Origin of the sequence: Streptomyces sp. NPDC060064, assembly GCF_042736455.1 — a bacterium.
GTDB lineage: Bacteria > Actinomycetota > Actinomycetes > Streptomycetales > Streptomycetaceae > Streptomyces.
This window is the reverse complement of sequence record NZ_JBHWWF010000013.1, coordinates 1-17,287: the sequence shown is the minus strand read 5'-3', so window position 1 is coordinate 17,287 and position 17,287 is coordinate 1. Positions and strand designations below refer to the sequence as shown.

The window sequence follows — 17,287 nt, the reverse complement described above, 5'->3', positions numbered from 1 at the left end:
CCGGTCCCGGCGGCCCCTATCGTCCTGGGGGGGGGGGGGGGGGCCACGCGGCGGGCCTTGTCCTTGGCGCCCATTTTGTACTGTTTGGCTGGGGGGGGGGGGGCGGTTCCCACCCCGCCCCCCGCCTCTCGGATTCGCTCGCAGGAGAGCAATCCCGTGACTCCTCCCCAGAAGGGGCTTCTCACTCGACCGCTGAGACGGCCTCATGACGGACAAGCCCTGCCCGGTGCCAGTGGCACAGGCGGAGCGTAGCAGTCAACAAGTCTTCCCCCGGCTGAAGTTCGGGGTTCTCGCCCAGGAGTAGTAATGGCTGAAGTTCTCGTCTATGTCGACCACGTGGACGGCGCCGTCCGCAAGCCCACCCTTGAGCTGCTGACGCTGGCCCGCCGTATCGGCGAGCCCGTCGCCGTCGCCCTCGGCTCCGGCGCCGAGGCCACCGCCCCCGCGCTCGCCGAGCACGGTGCGGTCAAGGTCCTCACCGCCGACGCGCCCGAGTTCGCCGACTACCTCGTCGTACCGAAGGTGGACGCGCTGCAGGCGGCGTACGAGGCCGTCTCCCCGGCCGCCGTGCTCGTCCCGTCCTCCGCCGAGGGCAAGGAGATCGCGGCCCGCCTGGCGGTCCGTATCGGCTCCGGCATCATCACCGACGCCGTCGACCTCGAGGCCGGCGACAAGGGTCCGGTGGCCACGCAGTCCGCGTTCGCCGCCTCCTTCACCACCAAGTCCCGTGTCTCCAAGGGCACTCCGGTCATCACCGTGAAGCCGAACTCGGCCGCCGTGGAGGCCGCTCCGGCCGCGGGCGCCGTCGAGGCCCTGACCGTCACCTTCTCCGAGAAGGCCACCGGCACCAAGGTCGTCGCGCGCACACCGCGTGAGTCGACCGGCCGTCCCGAGCTGACCGAGGCCGCGATCGTGGTCTCCGGCGGCCGTGGCGTCAACGGCGCCGAGAACTTCCACATCATCGAGGCGCTGGCCGACTCGCTCGGTGCCGCTGTCGGTGCCTCGCGCGCCGCCGTGGACGCCGGCTGGTACCCGCACTCCAACCAGGTCGGCCAGACCGGCAAGTCGGTCTCCCCGCAGCTGTACATCGCCTCCGGTATCTCCGGCGCGATCCAGCACCGGGCCGGCATGCAGACCTCGAAGACCATCGTGGCCATCAACAAGGACGCCGAGGCCCCGATCTTCGACCTGGTCGACTACGGCGTCGTCGGCGACCTCTTCGAGGTCGTCCCGCAGCTGACCGCAGAGGTTCAGACCCGCAAGGGCTGACCTGCGGAAGTCTTCTACGGCCCGGGGCCGCGCGGTGAACACCACCGCGCGGCCCCGCACGCTTCCGGGTGACCATTGACGCAGGTCGCGACCGCCTATTAACTTCGCTATACGGATTGTTGATTCCGTGGAGCGGAAAACAGGAGGGTGCAGGATGGGCCAGCAGGAGAAGGTGGCAACGAGCCTCGCCGGAGCGGTCAGCGAGGGCATCAGCGCCTCCCTCGCACCGGTGGACGCGGAACTCGCCCGCCGCTACCCGGGAGACCCCGGCACCCGCCAGCCCGTCCACACCGTCTACGTACCCGGTGATGTCTTCGCCGCCGACACCATCCGTTCCTGGGGCGACCAGGCGCTGGCGGCGCTCGACGAGCACGCACCGGACGCCGCGTCCTTCGCCGCCGTCCTCGGCCTTTCCGACAAGCTCGCGGGACCGGTGTACGACCGCGTACGGGCCAAGCTGGAGCGCGAGCCCGTCGAGGACCTGCGCATCGACTTCGAGGACGGCTACGGCGGCCGCGGTGACGACGACGAGGACGCCCACGCGGCCCGCGCCGCCCGTCTGATCACCGATGCGTACGCCAAAGGCACCGCCGCCCCGTACATGGGCATCCGTATGAAGTGCATGGAAGCAGCCGTACGCGACCGCGGCATCCGTACCCTCGACATCTTCCTCACCGGGCTGATGGAGGCCGGCGGTCTGCCCGACGGACTCGTGCTCACGCTGCCCAAGGTCACGTACCCCGAGCAGGTCACCGCCTTCGTTCGGCTGCTCGAAGCCTTCGAGAAGGCTCGTGGCCTGGCGGCCGGCCGGATCGGCTTCGAGATCCAGATCGAGACCAGCCAGTCCATCCTCGCCGCCGACGGCACCGCCACCGTGGCCCGGATGATCGACGCCGCCGAGGGGCGGGCCACCGGACTGCACTACGGCACCTTCGACTACAGCGCCTGCCTCGGCGTCAGCGCCGCCTACCAGGCGAGCGACCACCCGGCCGCCGACCACGCCAAGGCCGTCATGCAGGTCGCGGCCGCGGGCACCGGCGTACGCGTCTCCGACGGCTCCACCAACGTCCTGCCGGTCGGCACGACCGAGAAGGTGCACGACGCCTGGCGGCTGCACTACGGACTCACCCGCCGCGCGCTGGCCCGCGCCTACTACCAGGGCTGGGACATGCACCCGGGCCACCTCCCGACCCGTTACGCCGCCGTGTTCGCCTTCTACCGCGAGGGCTTCGAGCAGGCCGCCGCGCGGCTGTCCGCGTACGCCAACCACACGGGTGGCGACGTCATGGACGAGCCCGCCACCGCCAAGGCGCTCAGCGGCTATCTGCTGCGCGGCATCGACTGCGGCGCCCTGGACACCGCCGAGGTCGCCCGGCTCACCGGTCTCACCCGGGCCGATCTCGACGGGTTCGCCTCGCCGCGCCGCGGGGACCTCACGGCCACAGCCAAGTAGCCGCGCGGACCTCATGGGCGTGGTCCGGCGCGCCGTCGACGAGGTGCTCGGCTGCGAGGACCGGGCGGAAGTTCGACCTCCGGCGGCTCCACCGGCTCCACCGGCACGACCGGCGGTGGGTCGACCGGTGGGTCGACCGGTGGGTCGAGCACCTCGGACGGTGGGCAGCACATCCACCAACCGCGGTTCGACGACCGGCGGCGGTTCGGACCCGGCCCCGGCGCCCGTCCACTCCATCGGCGGCGGCAGGTACATCTGCCAGGTCTGGGTCCGTCCACGTCCGGGGCGGGTACAGCGACAAGCCGGGCCCGGCCTACCCGTCTGCCGGCGGCGGGAGCTCGCCCGAGCCGCGTGGGATCAGCACCGTCTCCAGCGCCACCTGCGCGGGCTCGTCGTCCACGCCGTCGAGACGGCGGAACAGCCGCTCGGCGGCGGTACGCCCGAGAGTCGCGGCGTCCTGGGCGATGACCGTGATGCCGAGCAGGTCGGCGAGTTCGATGTCGTCGAACCCGACCAGCGCGACCGGCCGGTCGCGCTCCGCCAGGACCCGTACGGCCGTCACCGTCACCCGGTTGTTGCCCGCGAACAGCGCGGTGACCGGCTCGGGGCTCGCCAGCATCGCCTCGACCGCCGCCCGCACCGGTTCCGGAGCGGTGGAGCCCAGCGACACCCAGCTGTCGTCCACCGCGAGCCCTGCGTCCTCCATGGCGGCGCGGTAGCCACGCACGCGCTCGGCGGCGGTGTGGATACGCGGCTGGTCTCCGATGAATCCGATACGGCGGTGGCCGTGCGCGATCAGATGCGCCACACCCTTGCGGGCGCCGCCGAAGCTGTCGGAGAGCACCACGTCCGCGTCGATCTGACCGGCCGGGCGGTCCACGAACACCGTGGCGACGCCCGCCTTTATCTCCGGCTCCAGATAGCGGTGGTCGTGGCCGGCCGGGATCACGATCAGCCCGTCCACCCGGCGGGCGCAGAGCGCGAGCACCAACTCCTGCTCGCGCTCCGGGTCCTCGGCACTCGAACCGTTGATGAGCAGGGCGCCGTGGGCGCGGGCGACCTCTTCGACCGCGCGGTTCAGCGGCCCGTAGAAGGGGTCGGCGAGATCTTCGAGCACCAGCCCGATCGAGGCGGTGCGGCCCTTGCGCAGCACCCGTGCGCTGTCGTTGCGGCGGAAGCCGAGGGACTCGATGGCCTCGTGCACCCGGCGTTCGGTGTCGGGCGTGACGCCGGGTTCGCCGTTGACCACCCGGGAGACGGTTTTCAGGCCGACGCCGGCCCGCGCGGCGACATCTTTCATGGTGGGCCGGTTGCCGTAGCGGGGCTCGGGGCCTCGGGTGCGGCCCGCCGTCGGCGGGTGACGGTCGGTCTCGGCCACAGTGCGCTGTCCTGTCGTTGTCCGGTGTGCGAGGGTGTGGCGTCGAGCATAGGCCCTGGACAACGTTGTCAGGGGAATGGAGACTGTTACTGAATCCGCAGGTCCGACAGCTCCCCGGGGGATCCCACACCGATGCATACCGACCTCGTCGCCGCGCTCGACATCGGCGGCACCAAGATCGCCGGCGCGTTGGTGGACGGCAGCGGCGGGATTGTGCTGCGGGCGCAGCGCCCGACACCCGCCCGGGAGGACGGCGACACCGTGATGCGCGCCGTCGAGGCGGTCCTGGCCGAGCTCGCCGCCTCCCCGCTGTGGGTGCGGGCCTCGGCCGTCGGCATCGGCAGCGCTGGTCCGGTGGACGCCTCCGCCGGTACGGTCAGCCCGGTCAATGTCCCAGGCTGGCGCGACTTTCCGCTGGTCGCGCGGGTGCGCCGGGCCGCCTACGGGCTGCCCGTCGCGCTGGTCGGCGACGGCGTCGCGATGACCGCGGCCGAGCACTGGCAAGGCGCGGCCCGCGGCTACGACAACGCCCTGTGCATGGTGGTCTCGACCGGTGTCGGCGGTGGACTCGTCCTTGGCGGGAAGCTCCATCCGGGACCCACCGGCAACGCCGGGCACATCGGCCACATCAGCGTCGACCTGGACGGCGATCTCTGCCCGTGCGGCGCGCGCGGCTGCGTGGAGCGGATCGCCAGCGGCCCGAACATCGCACGCCGGGCGCTGGAGAACGGCTGGCAGCCCGGCCCCGACGGCGACACCTCGGCCGCCGCCGTGGCCGTCGCCGCCAGGGCCGGACACCCGGTCGCGGTCGCCTCCTTCGAGCGGGCGGCCCAGGCCCTCGCCGCCGGGATCGCCGCCACAGCGACCCTCGTCGAGATCGAGATTGCCGTCATCGGCGGAGGAGTGGCCGGCGCGGGCGATGTGCTCTTCGCGCCGCTGCGCCGTGCCCTGCACGACTACGCCACCCTCTCCTTCGTACAGCGGCTGACGGTGGCTCCGGCCCTGACGGGCACGGACGCCGGTCTGGTGGGTGCGGCCGCCGCCGCCTCGCTCGGCCGTGACGGCGAGGCGGCAGCGGTTGTCAGCAGCCGATCCTGAGGTCGGCCCAGTCGGCGTGGTCGGAGTCGACCCCGTCACCGCCGTCGGTGACCACCAGACGTACGACCTTCGCACCACTGACATCCGCCGAAATCGGCTGTGCGGGCATGGCGTTGGTCAGTACGTCCGTCGAGGCGGCCTTCTTCCCGTCCGCCCAGATCTCGAAGGCGACCGTGCCCTTCGCCCCTTTCTCGTCGTCCAGGCCGACCTGCGCGGTGACGGTGGTGCATCTACCGCCCGCGTAGTACGCCACGGCGCTCGCGGCGTGCACACCGAGGCCCCTTGGCGAAGACCTGGCCGCCGATGGTGATCGGCTTGCCGTCGCCGGCCTTGCTCTCGCCGTTGAACCCCATCGGAGGGGTCAGGGCGAGACCTTCGTCGAGCTGCGGGGCCGCCGGTGCGGGACCGGCCGGCGCGGCCGGGGCGCCGGTGGCGAGGGCCCGTGTGCCCAGCCCCGCCGCGCCGAGCAGCGCGGGCGGCCAGCGCTCCGACGACTCTGTGGCGGGTACTGCGGGTGGGAAGGTGACGCATCGTAACGTTCCTCCGTACTCGCGCATTTTGGGATGGCGGCATGTGCGTGTCAGTCGCGAGCGTTTACGGTAGGCAGTGTTGGAGTCTGTTGGAAGAGATGCGGTAACGGTTGTTCGATGTCTCGCCAAAACCCTTGACGACACCCCTTTCTGGGAGTGAGATCCAATTCTCGCGTTGGGTTGTGTTGAGTTGCACCCCGGAGGAGGGGACATGGCGCAGTCATCGTTCAACGGTTCTGCCGCGCCCGGGAGCGTGGCAGGACATCGGATGTCCCGGCGGAATCTGCTGCGTGGCGCAGCGGCGGGTGCAGGTGCGGTCGCGCTGCCCTCGCTGCTCGCCGCATGCGGCAGTGGGCCCGGCGGGGACGGCAAGACCATCACCTTGGGGTCCAACTCGTCCGACCCGGTGCCGAAGAAGGCTTTCGCCGACGCGTTCTCCGCATACGGCAAGCAGTCGAAGGACGGACGGAAGATCAAGGTCAACACCGTTGACCACAACACCTTCCAGGAGAACATCAACCGCTACCTGCAGGGCAAGCCGGACTCCGTTTTCATGTGGTTCGCGGGCTACCGCATGCAGTTCTTCGCCAAGAAGGGCCTGTTGCACGACATCAGCGACAACTGGGCGGGCTACCAGGGCTTCTCGCCGGCGCTGAAGGCCCAGTCCACGGGTGAGGACGGCAAGCAGTACCTCACGCCGTACTACTACTACCCATGGGCCGTCTTCCACCGGAAGAGCGTCTTCGAGCAGCACGGCTACCAGGCTCCCAAGACGCTCGACGAGTACATAGCGCTCGCCAAGCAGATGCAGAAGGACAAGCTCGTCCCCATCGCGTTCTGCGACAAGGACGGCTGGCCGGCGATGGGCACGTTCGACTACATCAACATGCGCAGCAACGGATACGAGTTCCACAAGAACCTGATGGCGGGCAAGGAGGCGTGGACCGACAAGCGCGTCAAGGACGTCTTCGACACCTGGCGCAGCATCCTCCCGTACTGCCAGCCCGGAGCCAACGGACGCACCTGGCAGGAGGCCGCGACCAGTCTGCAGAAGAAGCAGGCGGGCATGGCGGTCTTCGGACTCCCGCACCCCGGCGCCCAGTTCCCCAAGGGCGAGCAGGCCGACATCGACTTCTTCCCGTTCCCGGTGATCAATCCCGAGCACGGACAGGACGCGGTCGAGGCGCCCATCGACGGGTTCCTGCTCGCGAAGAAGTCGAAGGACCTCAAGAACGACAAGAGCCTGGAGAGCGCCAAGGACCTGCTCAAGTGGCTGGCCACGGGCAAGGCGGAGGACATCTACCTCGCCAGTGACCCCAACAACATCGCCGTGAGTGAGCAGGCCGACATCTCGAAGTACTCCCCGCTGCAGAAGAAGGCCGTCGAACTCGTCTCCGGCGCCAAGCAGATCTCGCAGTTCCTCGACCGGGACACGAGGCCGGACTTCTCCTCGACCGTGATGATCCCAGCCATTCAGACCTTCATCAACAAGCCGAAGGACGTGGATGGGTTGGTCAACAGCATCGAGCGGCAGAAGAAGACCATCTTCGCCTCCGAAGACTGACTGACACCGGCCGAAACCGACTTGGAGCCACCACCCGTGCCGCTGCTGCAATCTCCCGGGGGACAGCCCCCGGACCCCCGGCCGGAACCGCAGGCCGACCGGGGCACCCCGAACGACACCGCGGGGCGAACGAGAGTGAGCACCCCGCGGCGCGCCGCTCGACGAGGTCCGCGGCGGTTCACCCGCCGCGACCTCGCCGTACTCGGCGTGCTGCTGGGCATACCGATCCTGCTCGACGTGGCCATCGTGTGGGGGCCGACCCTCGCCTCCATCGTGCTCTCCTTCACCAGCTGGGACGGCATCGGAGACATCCACTGGGTCGGCACGAAGAACTACGAGAACCTCTTCACCAACTATCCGCAGTTCTGGCCCGCCGCCCGCCACAACCTGCTCTGGCTGGCCTTCCTCGGACTGATCGCGACCCCGTTCGGACTGCTGCTGGCCGTCCTCATCGACCGGGGCGTACGGTTCAGCCGCTTCTACCAGTCGACGCTCTACATGCCGGTGGTGCTCTCGCTCGCCGTCGTCGGCTTCATCGCCCAGCTGGTCTTCTCCCGCGACCAGGGCGCGCTCAACGCGATCCTCGCGGACACCGAGAATCCCACCGACTGGCTCGGCGATCCCGACCTCAACATCTGGATGATCCTGCTGGCCGCGGCCTGGCGGCACACCGGCTATGTCATGATCCTCTACCTGGCCGGCCTCAAAGCCGTCGACCCCTCGCTGAAGGAAGCCGCCGCCATCGACGGTGCGAGCGAGCGGCAGACCTTCTTCCGTGTCGTCTTCCCGACCCTGCGGCCCGTCAATGTCATCGTCGGCGTCATCACTGTCATCGAGGCGCTGCGCGCCTTCGACATCGTCTACGCCGTCAACAAAGGCAGAAACGGCCTGGAGCTGCTCTCGGTCCTCGTCACCGACAACATCATCGGCGAGGCCAGCCGGATCGGCTTCGGTTCCGCGATCGCCGTGGTGCTGCTGCTTGTCTCCATGGGATTCGTCGTGACGTATCTGGTCCAGGAGATCCGTGGGGAGAAGAACCGATGACGATCGACACCGCCCCGGCGCCCGCCACCACACCGGCCGCGGCCCCACCGCCCCGCAAGCGCGCCCTGCGCCCCGGCCGGCTCGGCGTGCACGCGTTCCTGATGACTGTCTCGCTGGCCTTCCTGGCGCCCCTGCTGCTCGCGGTGTACGCCTCGCTGCGGCCGTACGACGAGACCTCCGAGCACGGTTACTTCTCGCTGCCGAAGAAGCTCTCCTTCGACTACTACCAACAGGCCTTCAGCGACTCGGGGATGATGAAGTACTTCATCAACACCCTGATCATCGCCGTGCCGGGAGTGCTGCTCGCGCTCTTCTTCGCCTCCTTCGTCGCCTTCGCCGTGTCGCGGCTGAGGATGCGCGGCTCGATCGTGCTGCTGATGCTCTTCACCGCCGGCAATCTGCTGCCCCAGCAGGTGATCGTCACTCCGCTGTACGTCCTGTTCAACCGCATCCCGTTGCCGTACTGGATGTCCGACTCGATGACGATGTTCGACTCGTACTGGGCCGTCATCTCCGTCCAGGTCGGCTTCCAGATCGGGTTCTGTGTCTTCGTCCTCGCCAACTTCATGCGCACCCTGCCCCAGGAGATCCTGGAGGCGGCGATCGTGGACGGCGCGAGTGTGTGGACGCAGTACTGGCGCATCACGCTGCCGCTCTGCCGCCCCGCCCTCGCGGCGCTCGGCACGCTGCAGTTCACCTGGATGTACAACGACTTCCTCTGGGCGCTCGTCTTCATCTCCGACGGCGACAAGCTGCCCATCACCTCGGCGCTGAACAACCTCCGCGGTCAGTTCTTCACCGACTACAACCTGCTGGCGGCGGGTTCGGTGATCGTGGCACTGCCGACGCTGCTGGTCTTCCTGCTGCTCCAGCGCCACTTCATCGCCGGGCTCACCCTCGGCTCCACCAAGGGCTGAGCCGGACGGCAGCCGGCTTCCGTCCCGGCCCGGGGCGGAAGCCGTGTCACGCTAGAGCACCGCCTCCGCGGTCCGCTGCGGAACGACCACCAGGAAGGCGTCCGATTCGAGGTCCATCACGACCTCCGCCGCCAGACCCTCGTCCCGGCGTGCCCGTGCGAACTCCTCGGCCGGCCAGCTGCCGCGCGGGCCCCCGGCGGGAAACTGCTCCAACACCGTACGGCGCATCCCGCACCCCCTTGTCTCTCCCGCTCCAACGACGCTCCGCGCCGGGGTGTCACGGCCCGGCGGGGGCATCCGTTCGTATGGTGAGACGCGTCAGGGCGCGGGACGGTGGTGGTGAACCGGCAACAGCACGGCCACAGTTGTGTACGTGATCAACCGGCCGGTTCCTGCAACGGGTTTCCGTGGCAGGGTGTTGCGGGCAATCCACTGAGGGCTACGGCAGAGGGGGAACCGTGATCGTCTGGATCAACGGTGCGTTCGGAGCGGGCAAGACCAGTACCGCACGCGAACTGATCGATCTGATCCCGAACAGCACGCTCTACGACCCCGAACTGATCGGCGTCTCTCTCGGCCACCAGCTGCCCCAGAAGCGGCTCGCCGAGGTGAGCGACTATCAGGATCTGCCGATCTGGCGGCGGCTCGTGGTGGACACCGCCGCGGCGCTGCTCGCCGAGCTGGGCGGGGTGCTGGTGGTGCCGATGACGCTGCTGCGCCAGGAGTACCGCGACGAGATCTTCGGCGGGCTCGCCTCCCGCAGGATCGCGGTGCGCCATGTGCTGCTGTCCCCGGGTGAAACGATCCTGCGCGAGCGGATAGCCAACCGCGAGGAGCCGGACATCCCCGACGCCGAACAGCGCGTCAGACAGTGGGCGTACGAACACATCGAGCCCTATCTCGCGGCCCTCGACTGGATCAGTGCGGACGCGCACGTCATCGACACCAGCCTGCTCGATCCGCAGGAGACGGCGCGGCGGATCGCCGAAGCGGTACGGGCCGGGGCCGCCGCGGCCTGCGAGATCGTCCAGACGCCCGAGCCGAGCGCCGAAACCCTCGCCGCCGGAGTGCTGCTCTTCGACGAGGCGGACCGGGTGCTGCTCGTCGACCCCACCTACAAGCCGGGCTGGGAGTTCCCCGGCGGGGTGGTGGAGCGCGGCGAGGCACCCGCACGCGCGGGGATGCGCGAGGTCACCGAAGAGCTCGGCATCGAACTCGGGGAGGTGCCCAGGCTGTTGGTGGTCGACTGGGAGCCGCCGCGGCCGCCGGGATTCGGCGGACTGCGGCTGCTCTTCGACGGCGGCCGGCTGCCGAGCGGTGAGGCGCGGCGGGTGCTGCTGCCCGGATCGGAGCTGCGCGGCTGGCGGTTCGTCGGCGAGGAGGAGGCGGCAGAACTGCTGCCGCCGCCCCGTTACGAACGCCTGCGCTGGGCACTGCGCGCGCGCGAGCGCGGGACCGTGCTCAACCTGGAGGCCGGCGTCCCCGTCGGCTGACACGCAACATCCCCGCGTCCGGACTCAGCTGGTCACCGTCGTGCCGGACCCGAACGGATCTACCTTCTCCGCGATCTCCGCCGAGCGCTCAAGCTTTCTTGGACTCGGCGTAGTTGACCAGGAAGAGGGCCTCGGCGACGGACAGCCGCTCCAGCTCCTCGGGCGACACCGACTCGTTCACCGCATGGATCTGAGCCTCGGGCTCGCTCAGGCCGATCAGCAGGATCTCCGCCTCGGGGTAGAGCGCGGCGAGCGTGTTGCACAGCGGGATCGAGCCGCCCATGCCGGCGGACTGCATCTCCTCGCCCGGGTACGCGATGCGCATCGCGTCGGCCATCGAGGTGTACGCCGGGCTGGAGACGTCCGCCCGGAACGGCTGACCCTGGCCCACCTGCTCGAGCGTGACGCGGGCGTTCCACGGAGTGTGCTTCTCGATGTGCGCGAACAGCAGCTTGGTCGCCTCGGCCGCGTCCTGGCCGGGCGGCACCCGCAGGCTGATCTGCGCCCGGGCGGTCGCCGGGATGGAGGGGGTCGCACCGGCAACCGGGTGGCAGTCGATGCCGATCACGGTGACGGCGGGGCGCGCCCAGATACGGTCGGCGACCGTGCCGCTGCCGATCAGGCCCACACCGTCGAGGACCTTGGCGTCCTTGCGGAACTCGCCCTCCGGGTACTGCAGCCCCTCCCAGGCCGAGTCCGCGGTGAGCCCGTCGACCACCGTCGAACCGTCCTCGGCGCGCAGCGAATCGAGTACGCGGATGAGCGCGGCCAGCGCGTCGGGCGCGGCGCCGCCGAACTGGCCCGAGTGCAGATTGCCCTCGAGAGTGTCGACCTGGACCCGGATCATCGTCATACCGCGCAGCGTCGCCGTCACCGTCGGCAGGCCCACCCGGAAGTTCCCGGTGTCGCCGATCACGACGGCGTCGGCCGTCAGCAGCTCCGGGTGCGCCTCGGCGTACTGCTCAAGACCACCCGTGCCCTGCTCCTCAGAGCCCTCCACGATCACCTTGATGCTCACCGGTACGCCGCCGTTCGCCTTGAGGCCGCGCAGGGCGAGCAGGTGCATGATGAAGCCGCCCTTGCAGTCGGCGGCGCCACGCCCGTACCAGCGGCCGTCCCGCTCGGTCAGCTCGAACGGCGGGGTCACCCACGCGGACTCGTCCAGCTTCGGCTGCACGTCGTAATGCGCGTACAGCAGCACCGTCGGCGCACCCTCCGGGCCGGGCAGCAGCCCGTACACCGACTGCGAACCGTCAGGGGTGTCCAGGAGCGCGACATCCTGGAACCCCTCGGCGCGCAGCGCACCGGCCACCCAGTTCGCGGCCGCCTCGCACTCGCTCTTCGGCGCCACGGCCTCGTCCGCCACCGATTGGAAGGCCACCAGCTCCGTGAGCTCCGCCTGGGCGCGGGGCATCAAAGAGGCAATGGTCTCGGCGATCGGATTGACGGTCATGGGCACGCTCCTCGTGGGTGCGACGTTGTGCGGTGTGTGTACGGCGAATGTGTGGTTGATCCTCGCACAGGGGCGGGAAGCGACCGCGCCGTAGGATGCCGTCGAGAGCGTGGATCATGCGTCGGATCGGGAGCAGAATCAGATCGTGAGCAGCGAGAACGCAGATGCCGTAGGTGAGTACGGCGAGCCGGTGTGGGATGTCGTCGTGGTCGGCGGCGGGCCCGCGGGCGCTTCGGCGGCCTATGCGGCGGCGGTCGCGGGCCGCCAGGTGCTCCTGTTGGAGAAGTCGGAATTGCCCCGCTACAAGACCTGCGGCGGAGGGATCATCGGCCCCTCGCGCGACAGCCTCCCGCCAGGCTTCGAACTGCCGCTGCAGGACAGGGTGCACGCCGTCACCTTCTCTCTGAACGGCAAGCTGGCCCGTACCCGCCGCTCCAAGCGGATGCTCTTCGGGCTCATCAACCGACCCGAGTTCGACGCCGCTCTTGTGGAGCAGGCGCAGAAGGCCGGCGCCGTGCTGCGTACCGGCGCGACCGTCTCCCGGGTCGAGCAGCACGGCCCTGCCGTCCCGGACCGGCGCACGGTCGCCGTGGTGCTCGCCGACGGCGAGACCGTGCTGGCGCGTGCGGTCGTGGGCGCGGACGGCAGCGCCAGCCGGATAGGCGCGCATGTCGGCGTGAAGCTCGACCAGGTCGATCTCGGCCTGGAGGCGGAGATCCCGGTGCCGGCGACGGTGGCCGAGGACTGGGCGGGCCGGGTGCTGATCGACTGGGGGCCGATGCCCGGGAGTTACGGCTGGGTGTTCCCCAAGGGGCGGACGCTGACGGTCGGAGTGATCTCGGCCCGCGGTGAGGGCACGGCGACCAAGCGCTATCTGGAGGACTTCATCGCTCGCCTGGGGCTCGCGGGATTCGAGCCGGCGATCTCCTCGGGGCATCTGACCCGGTGCCGCAGCGACGACTCGCCGCTGTCGCGCGGGCGGGTGCTGGTGTGCGGGGACGCGGCCGGGCTGCTCGAACCGTGGACCCGGGAGGGCATCTCCTTCGCGCTGCGGTCGGGGCGGCTCGCGGGGGAGTGGGCTGTGCGGATCTCGGAGGCCCACGATGCTGTGGACGCCCGTCGGCAGGCGCTGAACTACGCGTTCGCGATCAAGGCCGGGCTGGGTGTGGAGATGGGGGTCGGGCGGCGGATGCTCGCGATCTTCGAGCGGCGTCCGGGGCTGCTGCATGCGGCGATCACCGGTTTGCGGCCGGCGTGGAAGGCGTTCGCGGACATCACGCGCGGATCGACGACGCTGGCCGGTCTGGTGCGTACGCATGCGGTGGCGCGGCGGGCACTGGAAATGATGGACCGGCGCGCCTGACGGGCTGCCCGGGCTGCCCCCGAACCGTTCGGGCCGTCCGGGCTGTCCCGCCCCGGCCGCCCCGGGCGGGGTAGCGCCCGGCGCCTGCGTCACGCTGTCGCCCGGTGACCGGGTGTTGCCCTGTGTCACGGTGTCGCCCGGGCCGGTGTCACTTGGTCACGGTGATCCGGAAGACGGGGTGCTTGTGCGCCGCGGCGAGCAACTCCTCGTCCGTGGACTTGGCGTTGACGTCGCCGAAGAACCGGCCGACCTCCCAGCCCCAGCGCTCGAGGTAGGTGCGCAGCAGTGCGGGCTTCTCCTCGTCGGTCAGCTCCACCGCGGTGAACTGCTGGGTCTTGCGGCCGACTTGGAGCTGCCCGCCGCCCGCGGCGCGCAGATTGCGGACCCACTGGGAGTGGCCGCGGGCGGAGATCAGATACGGGCCGCCCTCGTAGGGGAGCGGGTTGACCGGGATGCGTCGCCACTCGCCGCTGGTGCGGCCGCGCACGGAGAGCTCCGCGGTGCCCATCAGGCTGACGCCGCGTCTGGCCAGCCAGCCGATGGTGCCGTTGACGATGCTGTCGAAGCGGCCGGGCTTGATGTAGTGCGCCTGCGACATGGTGATCTCCACTGGTGTCGAGAGAATCATTGAGAGAGCACTGCTCTCGCTTGTGAGCAGTGTGCACCTGATCGGTGATCCAAAACAAGAGCAGTGCTCTCGTTGTTGGTCAGTGCTCCGAAACATGAAAGACTGCACCCCATGTCCACGATCCGTGGGGCCAGGGAACGGGCCCGTATCGAAGTCACCGCAGCCATCAAGGACGAGGCTCGCAAACAGCTCGCGGCCGAGGGCGCGGCGAAGCTCTCCCTGCGTGCTGTCGCCCGCGAGCTGGGCATGGTGTCCTCCGCTCTCTACCGCTACTTCCCGAGCCGTGACGATCTGCTGACCGCCCTCATCGTCGACGCCTACGACGCGGTCGGCGCCGCGGCCGAGACCGCCCTCGCCGTTGCCCCGGACCCGGATGACCACCCCGCCCGCTGGATCGCGATCTGTTCGGTCGTACGCGCCTGGGCCCTCGCCCACCCTCATGAGTACGCCCTGATCTACGGCTCTCCGGTCCCCGGCTACACCGCGCCCCAGGACACCGTCGGACCCGCCTCCCGCGTCGGCCTCGCGCTGATCTCCGTCGCCCGCGACGCCCACCGCTCGGGCGGCATCGCGCTGCCGCCGCTCGCCGAGGAACTGCGCCCCGAAGCGCACCGGCTCACCGCCGATATCGCCCCCGACCTGCCGCCCGCCGTCGTGGTGGCCCTGGTGGCCGCGTGGTCCCAGCTCTTCGGCCTCATCTCCTTCGAGCTCTTCGGCCAGTTCAACCGGGTCGTCGAGGAGCGGGCCGTCTTCTTCGGCCAGGCCGCGGCCCGCCTCGCGCACGAGGTCGGCCTGCGGCACTGCTAGGGCTTGGACCCGTCGGGCTCCAGGAGGCGTCGGCCCCCACCGCCGTACTGCGCAGGGAGTATGTGTGATCGCCACGCCTGGCTGACGCCCGCCGCCCCGGCCTCGGTCTAGCGTTGCCGCTATGGAAGAGCAGCGCACCCGGAACTGCGGTGGTCCCCCCTGGGCACAGGGCGGACCACCGCCGTTGCGTCACTGGGAGGCACGGCGGAACAACGCAAGGGTGCCCTGGCCATCGACCCTCGTGCTGGCCGTGTTCGTGCTGGTGGGGTCGAATTTCGCCGCCCAGGGCCAGCACCGTGAGGCGCTCGACGCCTTCGCGCGGGTGTTGCTGCTCGCGGGACCGGCGTTCCTGCTGCTGCGCAACCGGTGGCCCGTCGTCGCCGTCTTCGGCGCGGCCGCGACAGCGCTGGCCTACTTCGCCGCGGGCTATCCGAACGGCCCGGTCTTCCTCACCGTCGCGGTCGGCGCTTTCGCGGCCGTCACCTCCGGGCACCGGCGTGCCGCCTGGTGGGCCGTCGGCGGCCTCTGGGTCGGTCATCTGCTGATTGCCCACTGGCTGTACGCCGATCTGCCGCCGCACGGCGACAAGGCCGCGCCCTGGGCGCAGGAGCTGGTCATCGCGGCCTGGGTGGTGGCCGTCCTCGCGGCCTCGGAGCTCGTACGTGTCCGACGCGAGGTCTGGGCCCGTGAGCGTATCGAGCGCGCCGCCGCCGAGAAACGCCGCGCCGACGAGGAGCGGCTGCGGATCGCCCGCGAGTTGCACGACGTCCTCGCGCACTCCATCTCGGTCATCAATGTCCAGGCGGGGGTGGGCCTCGCGCTGCTCGACACCAACCCCGAGCAGGCCCGCACCGCGCTCACCACCATCAAGGCGGCCAGCAAGGAGGCGCTGGGCGAGGTGCGGCAGGTCCTCGACACACTGCGTACGCCGGGAGACGCCCCACGCGCGCCCGCGCCCGGCCTCGACCGGCTGCCCGAACTCGTCGAACAGGCCGCGAGTGCCGGACTGAGCGTCGAGGTCGAGACGGACGGCGACCGGACCGCGCTCCCGCCCGGCACGGATCTCGCCGCCTTCCGGATCGTCCAGGAGGCGCTCACCAACGTCGTACGTCACTCGGGCTCGCGCACCGCGCGGGTACGGATCGGCTATGCGCCCGGCCGCCTCGACCTCCGGATCGACGACGAAGGACCGGCCACCGGCTCGGACGCGGGCGGCAGCGGCAACGGCCTTGTCGGAATGCGGGAGCGTGCCGCCACCCTCGGTGGCACGATCGATGCGGGCCCGCGCCCGGACGGCGGCTTCCGGGTACGGGCGGAGCTCCCTGTGCGGCCGAAGGAGACGGTGTGATCCGCGTACTGCTCGCCGACGACCAGCTGCTGGTCAGGGCAGGATTCCGGGCGTTGCTCGACGCCCAGCAGGACATCGGGGTGGCGGGCGAGGCCGGTGACGGCGAGGAGGCGGTGCGGCTGGTGCGTGAACTGCGCCCCGACGTGGTGCTGATGGACATCCGCATGCCGTTGCTCGACGGTCTCGCCGCCACCCGCCGGATCACCGAGGACGAGCGGCTGAACGGGGTGAAGGTGGTCATGCTCACCACCTTCGAGCTCGACGAGTACGTCTTCGAGGCGATCCGCTCCGGTGCTTCGGGCTTCCTCGTCAAGGACACCGAGCCGGAGGAACTGCTGCGTGCGGTACGGGCGGTGGTGCACGGGGACGCGCTGCTGTCGCCGGGAGTGACGCGGCGTCTGATCGCGGAGTTCGCTGCCCGCTCCAAAGCACCCACGGACGCCGAGGGCCTCGCCGAACTCACCGAACGGGAGCGGGAGGTGATGGCCCTGGTCGGCATCGGCCTCTCCAATGAGGAGATCGCCCGCCGGCTTGTCGTCAGCCCGCTCACCGCCAAGACTCATGTGAGCCGGACGATGGTCAAGCTCGGCGCCCGCGACCGGGCCCAACTCGTCGTGCTGGCCTATGAGTCGGGGCTGGTGCGGCCCGGCTGGCTCGGCTGAGGCGGCGTACGCGGAAAACGCCACAGCACCGTCACGACGCGCACCACGAAGGCGACCGCGGCCGCCGCGCCGCCCGCGACGAGCAGCCCGCGCTCGGCGGTGTACGGCATGGCGAACATCAGCTTCGGTCCCGCGATCACTCCGAAGACGACCGCCGCGACCAGGACCGCGCTGAGGAGCGCGTATCCGGTCTCGATGGTCAAGGCGTCCCGCTCCGCCTGTGTACGTCGCCCCATGTCCGAAGTGTCACAGGGCGGCGGCCGACGGGCAAGGAGTCCGT

At 70.2% G+C, this 17,287-nt stretch carries 16 protein-coding genes and 1 pseudogene; 11 read left to right on the top strand and 6 right to left on the bottom strand.

The annotated features are described in order from the left end of the window. Window positions 1-306: 306 nt before the first annotated feature. Both ACFWDI_RS17090 and ACFWDI_RS17085 read left to right on the top strand, forming a co-directional pair. Entirely contained in the window at window positions 307-1,269 is a 963-nt protein-coding gene (locus ACFWDI_RS17090) for an electron transfer flavoprotein subunit alpha/FixB family protein (RefSeq protein WP_385304757.1), read from the top strand. 154 nt (window positions 1,270-1,423) lie between these two features. Beyond that, on the top strand, window positions 1,424-2,722 hold the full coding sequence (locus ACFWDI_RS17085; protein ID WP_385304755.1) for a DUF6986 family protein: 1,299 nt from the start codon (window positions 1,424-1,426) through the stop codon (window positions 2,720-2,722). Between the two features lie 313 nt (window positions 2,723-3,035). On the opposite strand, the gene ACFWDI_RS17080 is transcribed toward ACFWDI_RS17085, so the two are convergent. Continuing rightward, window positions 3,036-4,022: a LacI family DNA-binding transcriptional regulator gene (locus ACFWDI_RS17080; protein WP_385305034.1), complete on the bottom strand. Its 987-nt coding sequence runs from the start codon at window positions 4,020-4,022 to the stop codon at window positions 3,036-3,038. A gap of 210 nt (window positions 4,023-4,232) precedes the next feature. Here ACFWDI_RS17080 and ACFWDI_RS17075 point away from each other — a divergent pair, with 210 nt between their 5' ends. Then, complete coding sequence (locus tag ACFWDI_RS17075; RefSeq protein ID WP_385304753.1) at window positions 4,233-5,198, top strand: ROK family protein; 966 nt, start codon at window positions 4,233-4,235, stop codon at window positions 5,196-5,198. On the opposite strand, the pseudogene ACFWDI_RS17070 reads toward ACFWDI_RS17075, so the two are convergent. Next, window positions 5,182-5,542 (bottom strand): annotated as a pseudogene (locus ACFWDI_RS17070) (NPCBM/NEW2 domain-containing protein); the annotation flags it as partial. The gene ACFWDI_RS17075 and the pseudogene ACFWDI_RS17070 overlap by 17 nt on opposite strands. 454 nt (window positions 5,543-5,996) lie before the next feature. On the opposite strand from ACFWDI_RS17070, the gene ACFWDI_RS17065 reads away from it, so the two are divergent. The 3 genes from ACFWDI_RS17065 (at window position 5,997) to ACFWDI_RS17055 (ending at window position 9,253) form a co-directional block, all read left to right on the top strand. After that, the gene (locus ACFWDI_RS17065) at window positions 5,997-7,292 is read left to right on the top strand and encodes an ABC transporter substrate-binding protein (RefSeq protein WP_385305033.1); all 1,296 of its coding nucleotides are present in this window, start codon (window positions 5,997-5,999) and stop codon (window positions 7,290-7,292) included. A gap of 135 nt (window positions 7,293-7,427) precedes the next feature. Then, on the top strand, window positions 7,428-8,336 hold the full coding sequence (locus ACFWDI_RS17060; RefSeq protein ID WP_327321886.1) for a sugar ABC transporter permease: 909 nt from the start codon (window positions 7,428-7,430) through the stop codon (window positions 8,334-8,336). Then, window positions 8,333-9,253, top strand: coding sequence for a carbohydrate ABC transporter permease (locus tag ACFWDI_RS17055; RefSeq protein WP_385304751.1), 921 nt, complete (start codon window positions 8,333-8,335; stop codon window positions 9,251-9,253). Before ACFWDI_RS17060 ends, ACFWDI_RS17055 begins: the two co-directional genes overlap by 4 nt. A gap of 51 nt (window positions 9,254-9,304) precedes the next feature. Here the strand turns inward: ACFWDI_RS17055 and ACFWDI_RS17050 are convergent, their stop codons facing one another. Then, window positions 9,305-9,481 (bottom strand): hypothetical protein, encoded by a 177-nt coding sequence (locus ACFWDI_RS17050; protein WP_385304749.1) that lies wholly within the window; start codon window positions 9,479-9,481, stop codon window positions 9,305-9,307. 230 nt (window positions 9,482-9,711) lie between these two features. Here ACFWDI_RS17050 and ACFWDI_RS17045 point away from each other — a divergent pair, with 230 nt between their 5' ends. Beyond that, complete coding sequence (locus tag ACFWDI_RS17045; protein ID WP_385304747.1) at window positions 9,712-10,746, top strand: NUDIX domain-containing protein; 1,035 nt, start codon at window positions 9,712-9,714, stop codon at window positions 10,744-10,746. Window positions 10,747-10,834: 88 nt separating this feature from the next. Here ACFWDI_RS17045 and ACFWDI_RS17040 read toward each other — a convergent pair whose 3' ends face one another. Next, window positions 10,835-12,199, bottom strand: coding sequence for a dipeptidase (locus tag ACFWDI_RS17040; protein WP_385304744.1), 1,365 nt, complete (start codon window positions 12,197-12,199; stop codon window positions 10,835-10,837). 145 nt (window positions 12,200-12,344) lie between these two features. Here ACFWDI_RS17040 and ACFWDI_RS17035 point away from each other — a divergent pair, with 145 nt between their 5' ends. Further along, window positions 12,345-13,562: a geranylgeranyl reductase family protein gene (locus ACFWDI_RS17035; RefSeq protein ID WP_385304742.1), complete on the top strand. Its 1,218-nt coding sequence runs from the start codon at window positions 12,345-12,347 to the stop codon at window positions 13,560-13,562. Window positions 13,563-13,710: 148 nt separating this feature from the next. Here the strand turns inward: ACFWDI_RS17035 and ACFWDI_RS17030 are convergent, their stop codons facing one another. Then, window positions 13,711-14,160, bottom strand: a complete 450-nt coding sequence (locus ACFWDI_RS17030; protein ID WP_385304739.1) for a nitroreductase family deazaflavin-dependent oxidoreductase — start codon at window positions 14,158-14,160, stop codon at window positions 13,711-13,713. Window positions 14,161-14,301: 141 nt separating this feature from the next. Here ACFWDI_RS17030 and ACFWDI_RS17025 point away from each other — a divergent pair, with 141 nt between their 5' ends. From ACFWDI_RS17025 to ACFWDI_RS17015, 3 genes are all read left to right on the top strand, one after another. Next, window positions 14,302-14,997 (top strand): TetR/AcrR family transcriptional regulator, encoded by a 696-nt coding sequence (locus tag ACFWDI_RS17025; RefSeq protein ID WP_385304736.1) that lies wholly within the window; start codon window positions 14,302-14,304, stop codon window positions 14,995-14,997. A 121-nt stretch (window positions 14,998-15,118) separates the two neighbouring features. Further along, on the top strand, window positions 15,119-16,345 hold the full coding sequence (locus ACFWDI_RS17020; protein ID WP_385304733.1) for a sensor histidine kinase: 1,227 nt from the start codon (window positions 15,119-15,121) through the stop codon (window positions 16,343-16,345). Beyond that, window positions 16,342-17,007 carry a response regulator transcription factor gene (locus ACFWDI_RS17015; protein ID WP_327321877.1) on the top strand — a complete coding sequence of 222 codons (666 nt, stop codon included), beginning with the start codon at window positions 16,342-16,344 and terminating at the stop codon, window positions 17,005-17,007. The genes ACFWDI_RS17020 and ACFWDI_RS17015 overlap by 4 nt, the downstream gene beginning before the upstream one ends. On the opposite strand, the gene ACFWDI_RS17010 is transcribed toward ACFWDI_RS17015, so the two are convergent. Then, window positions 16,968-17,243 carry a DUF6332 family protein gene (locus ACFWDI_RS17010; protein WP_385304730.1) on the bottom strand — a complete coding sequence of 92 codons (276 nt, stop codon included), beginning with the start codon at window positions 17,241-17,243 and terminating at the stop codon, window positions 16,968-16,970. The two genes, ACFWDI_RS17015 and ACFWDI_RS17010, sit on opposite strands and share 40 nt — an antisense overlap. Window positions 17,244-17,287: the final 44 nt, after the last annotated feature.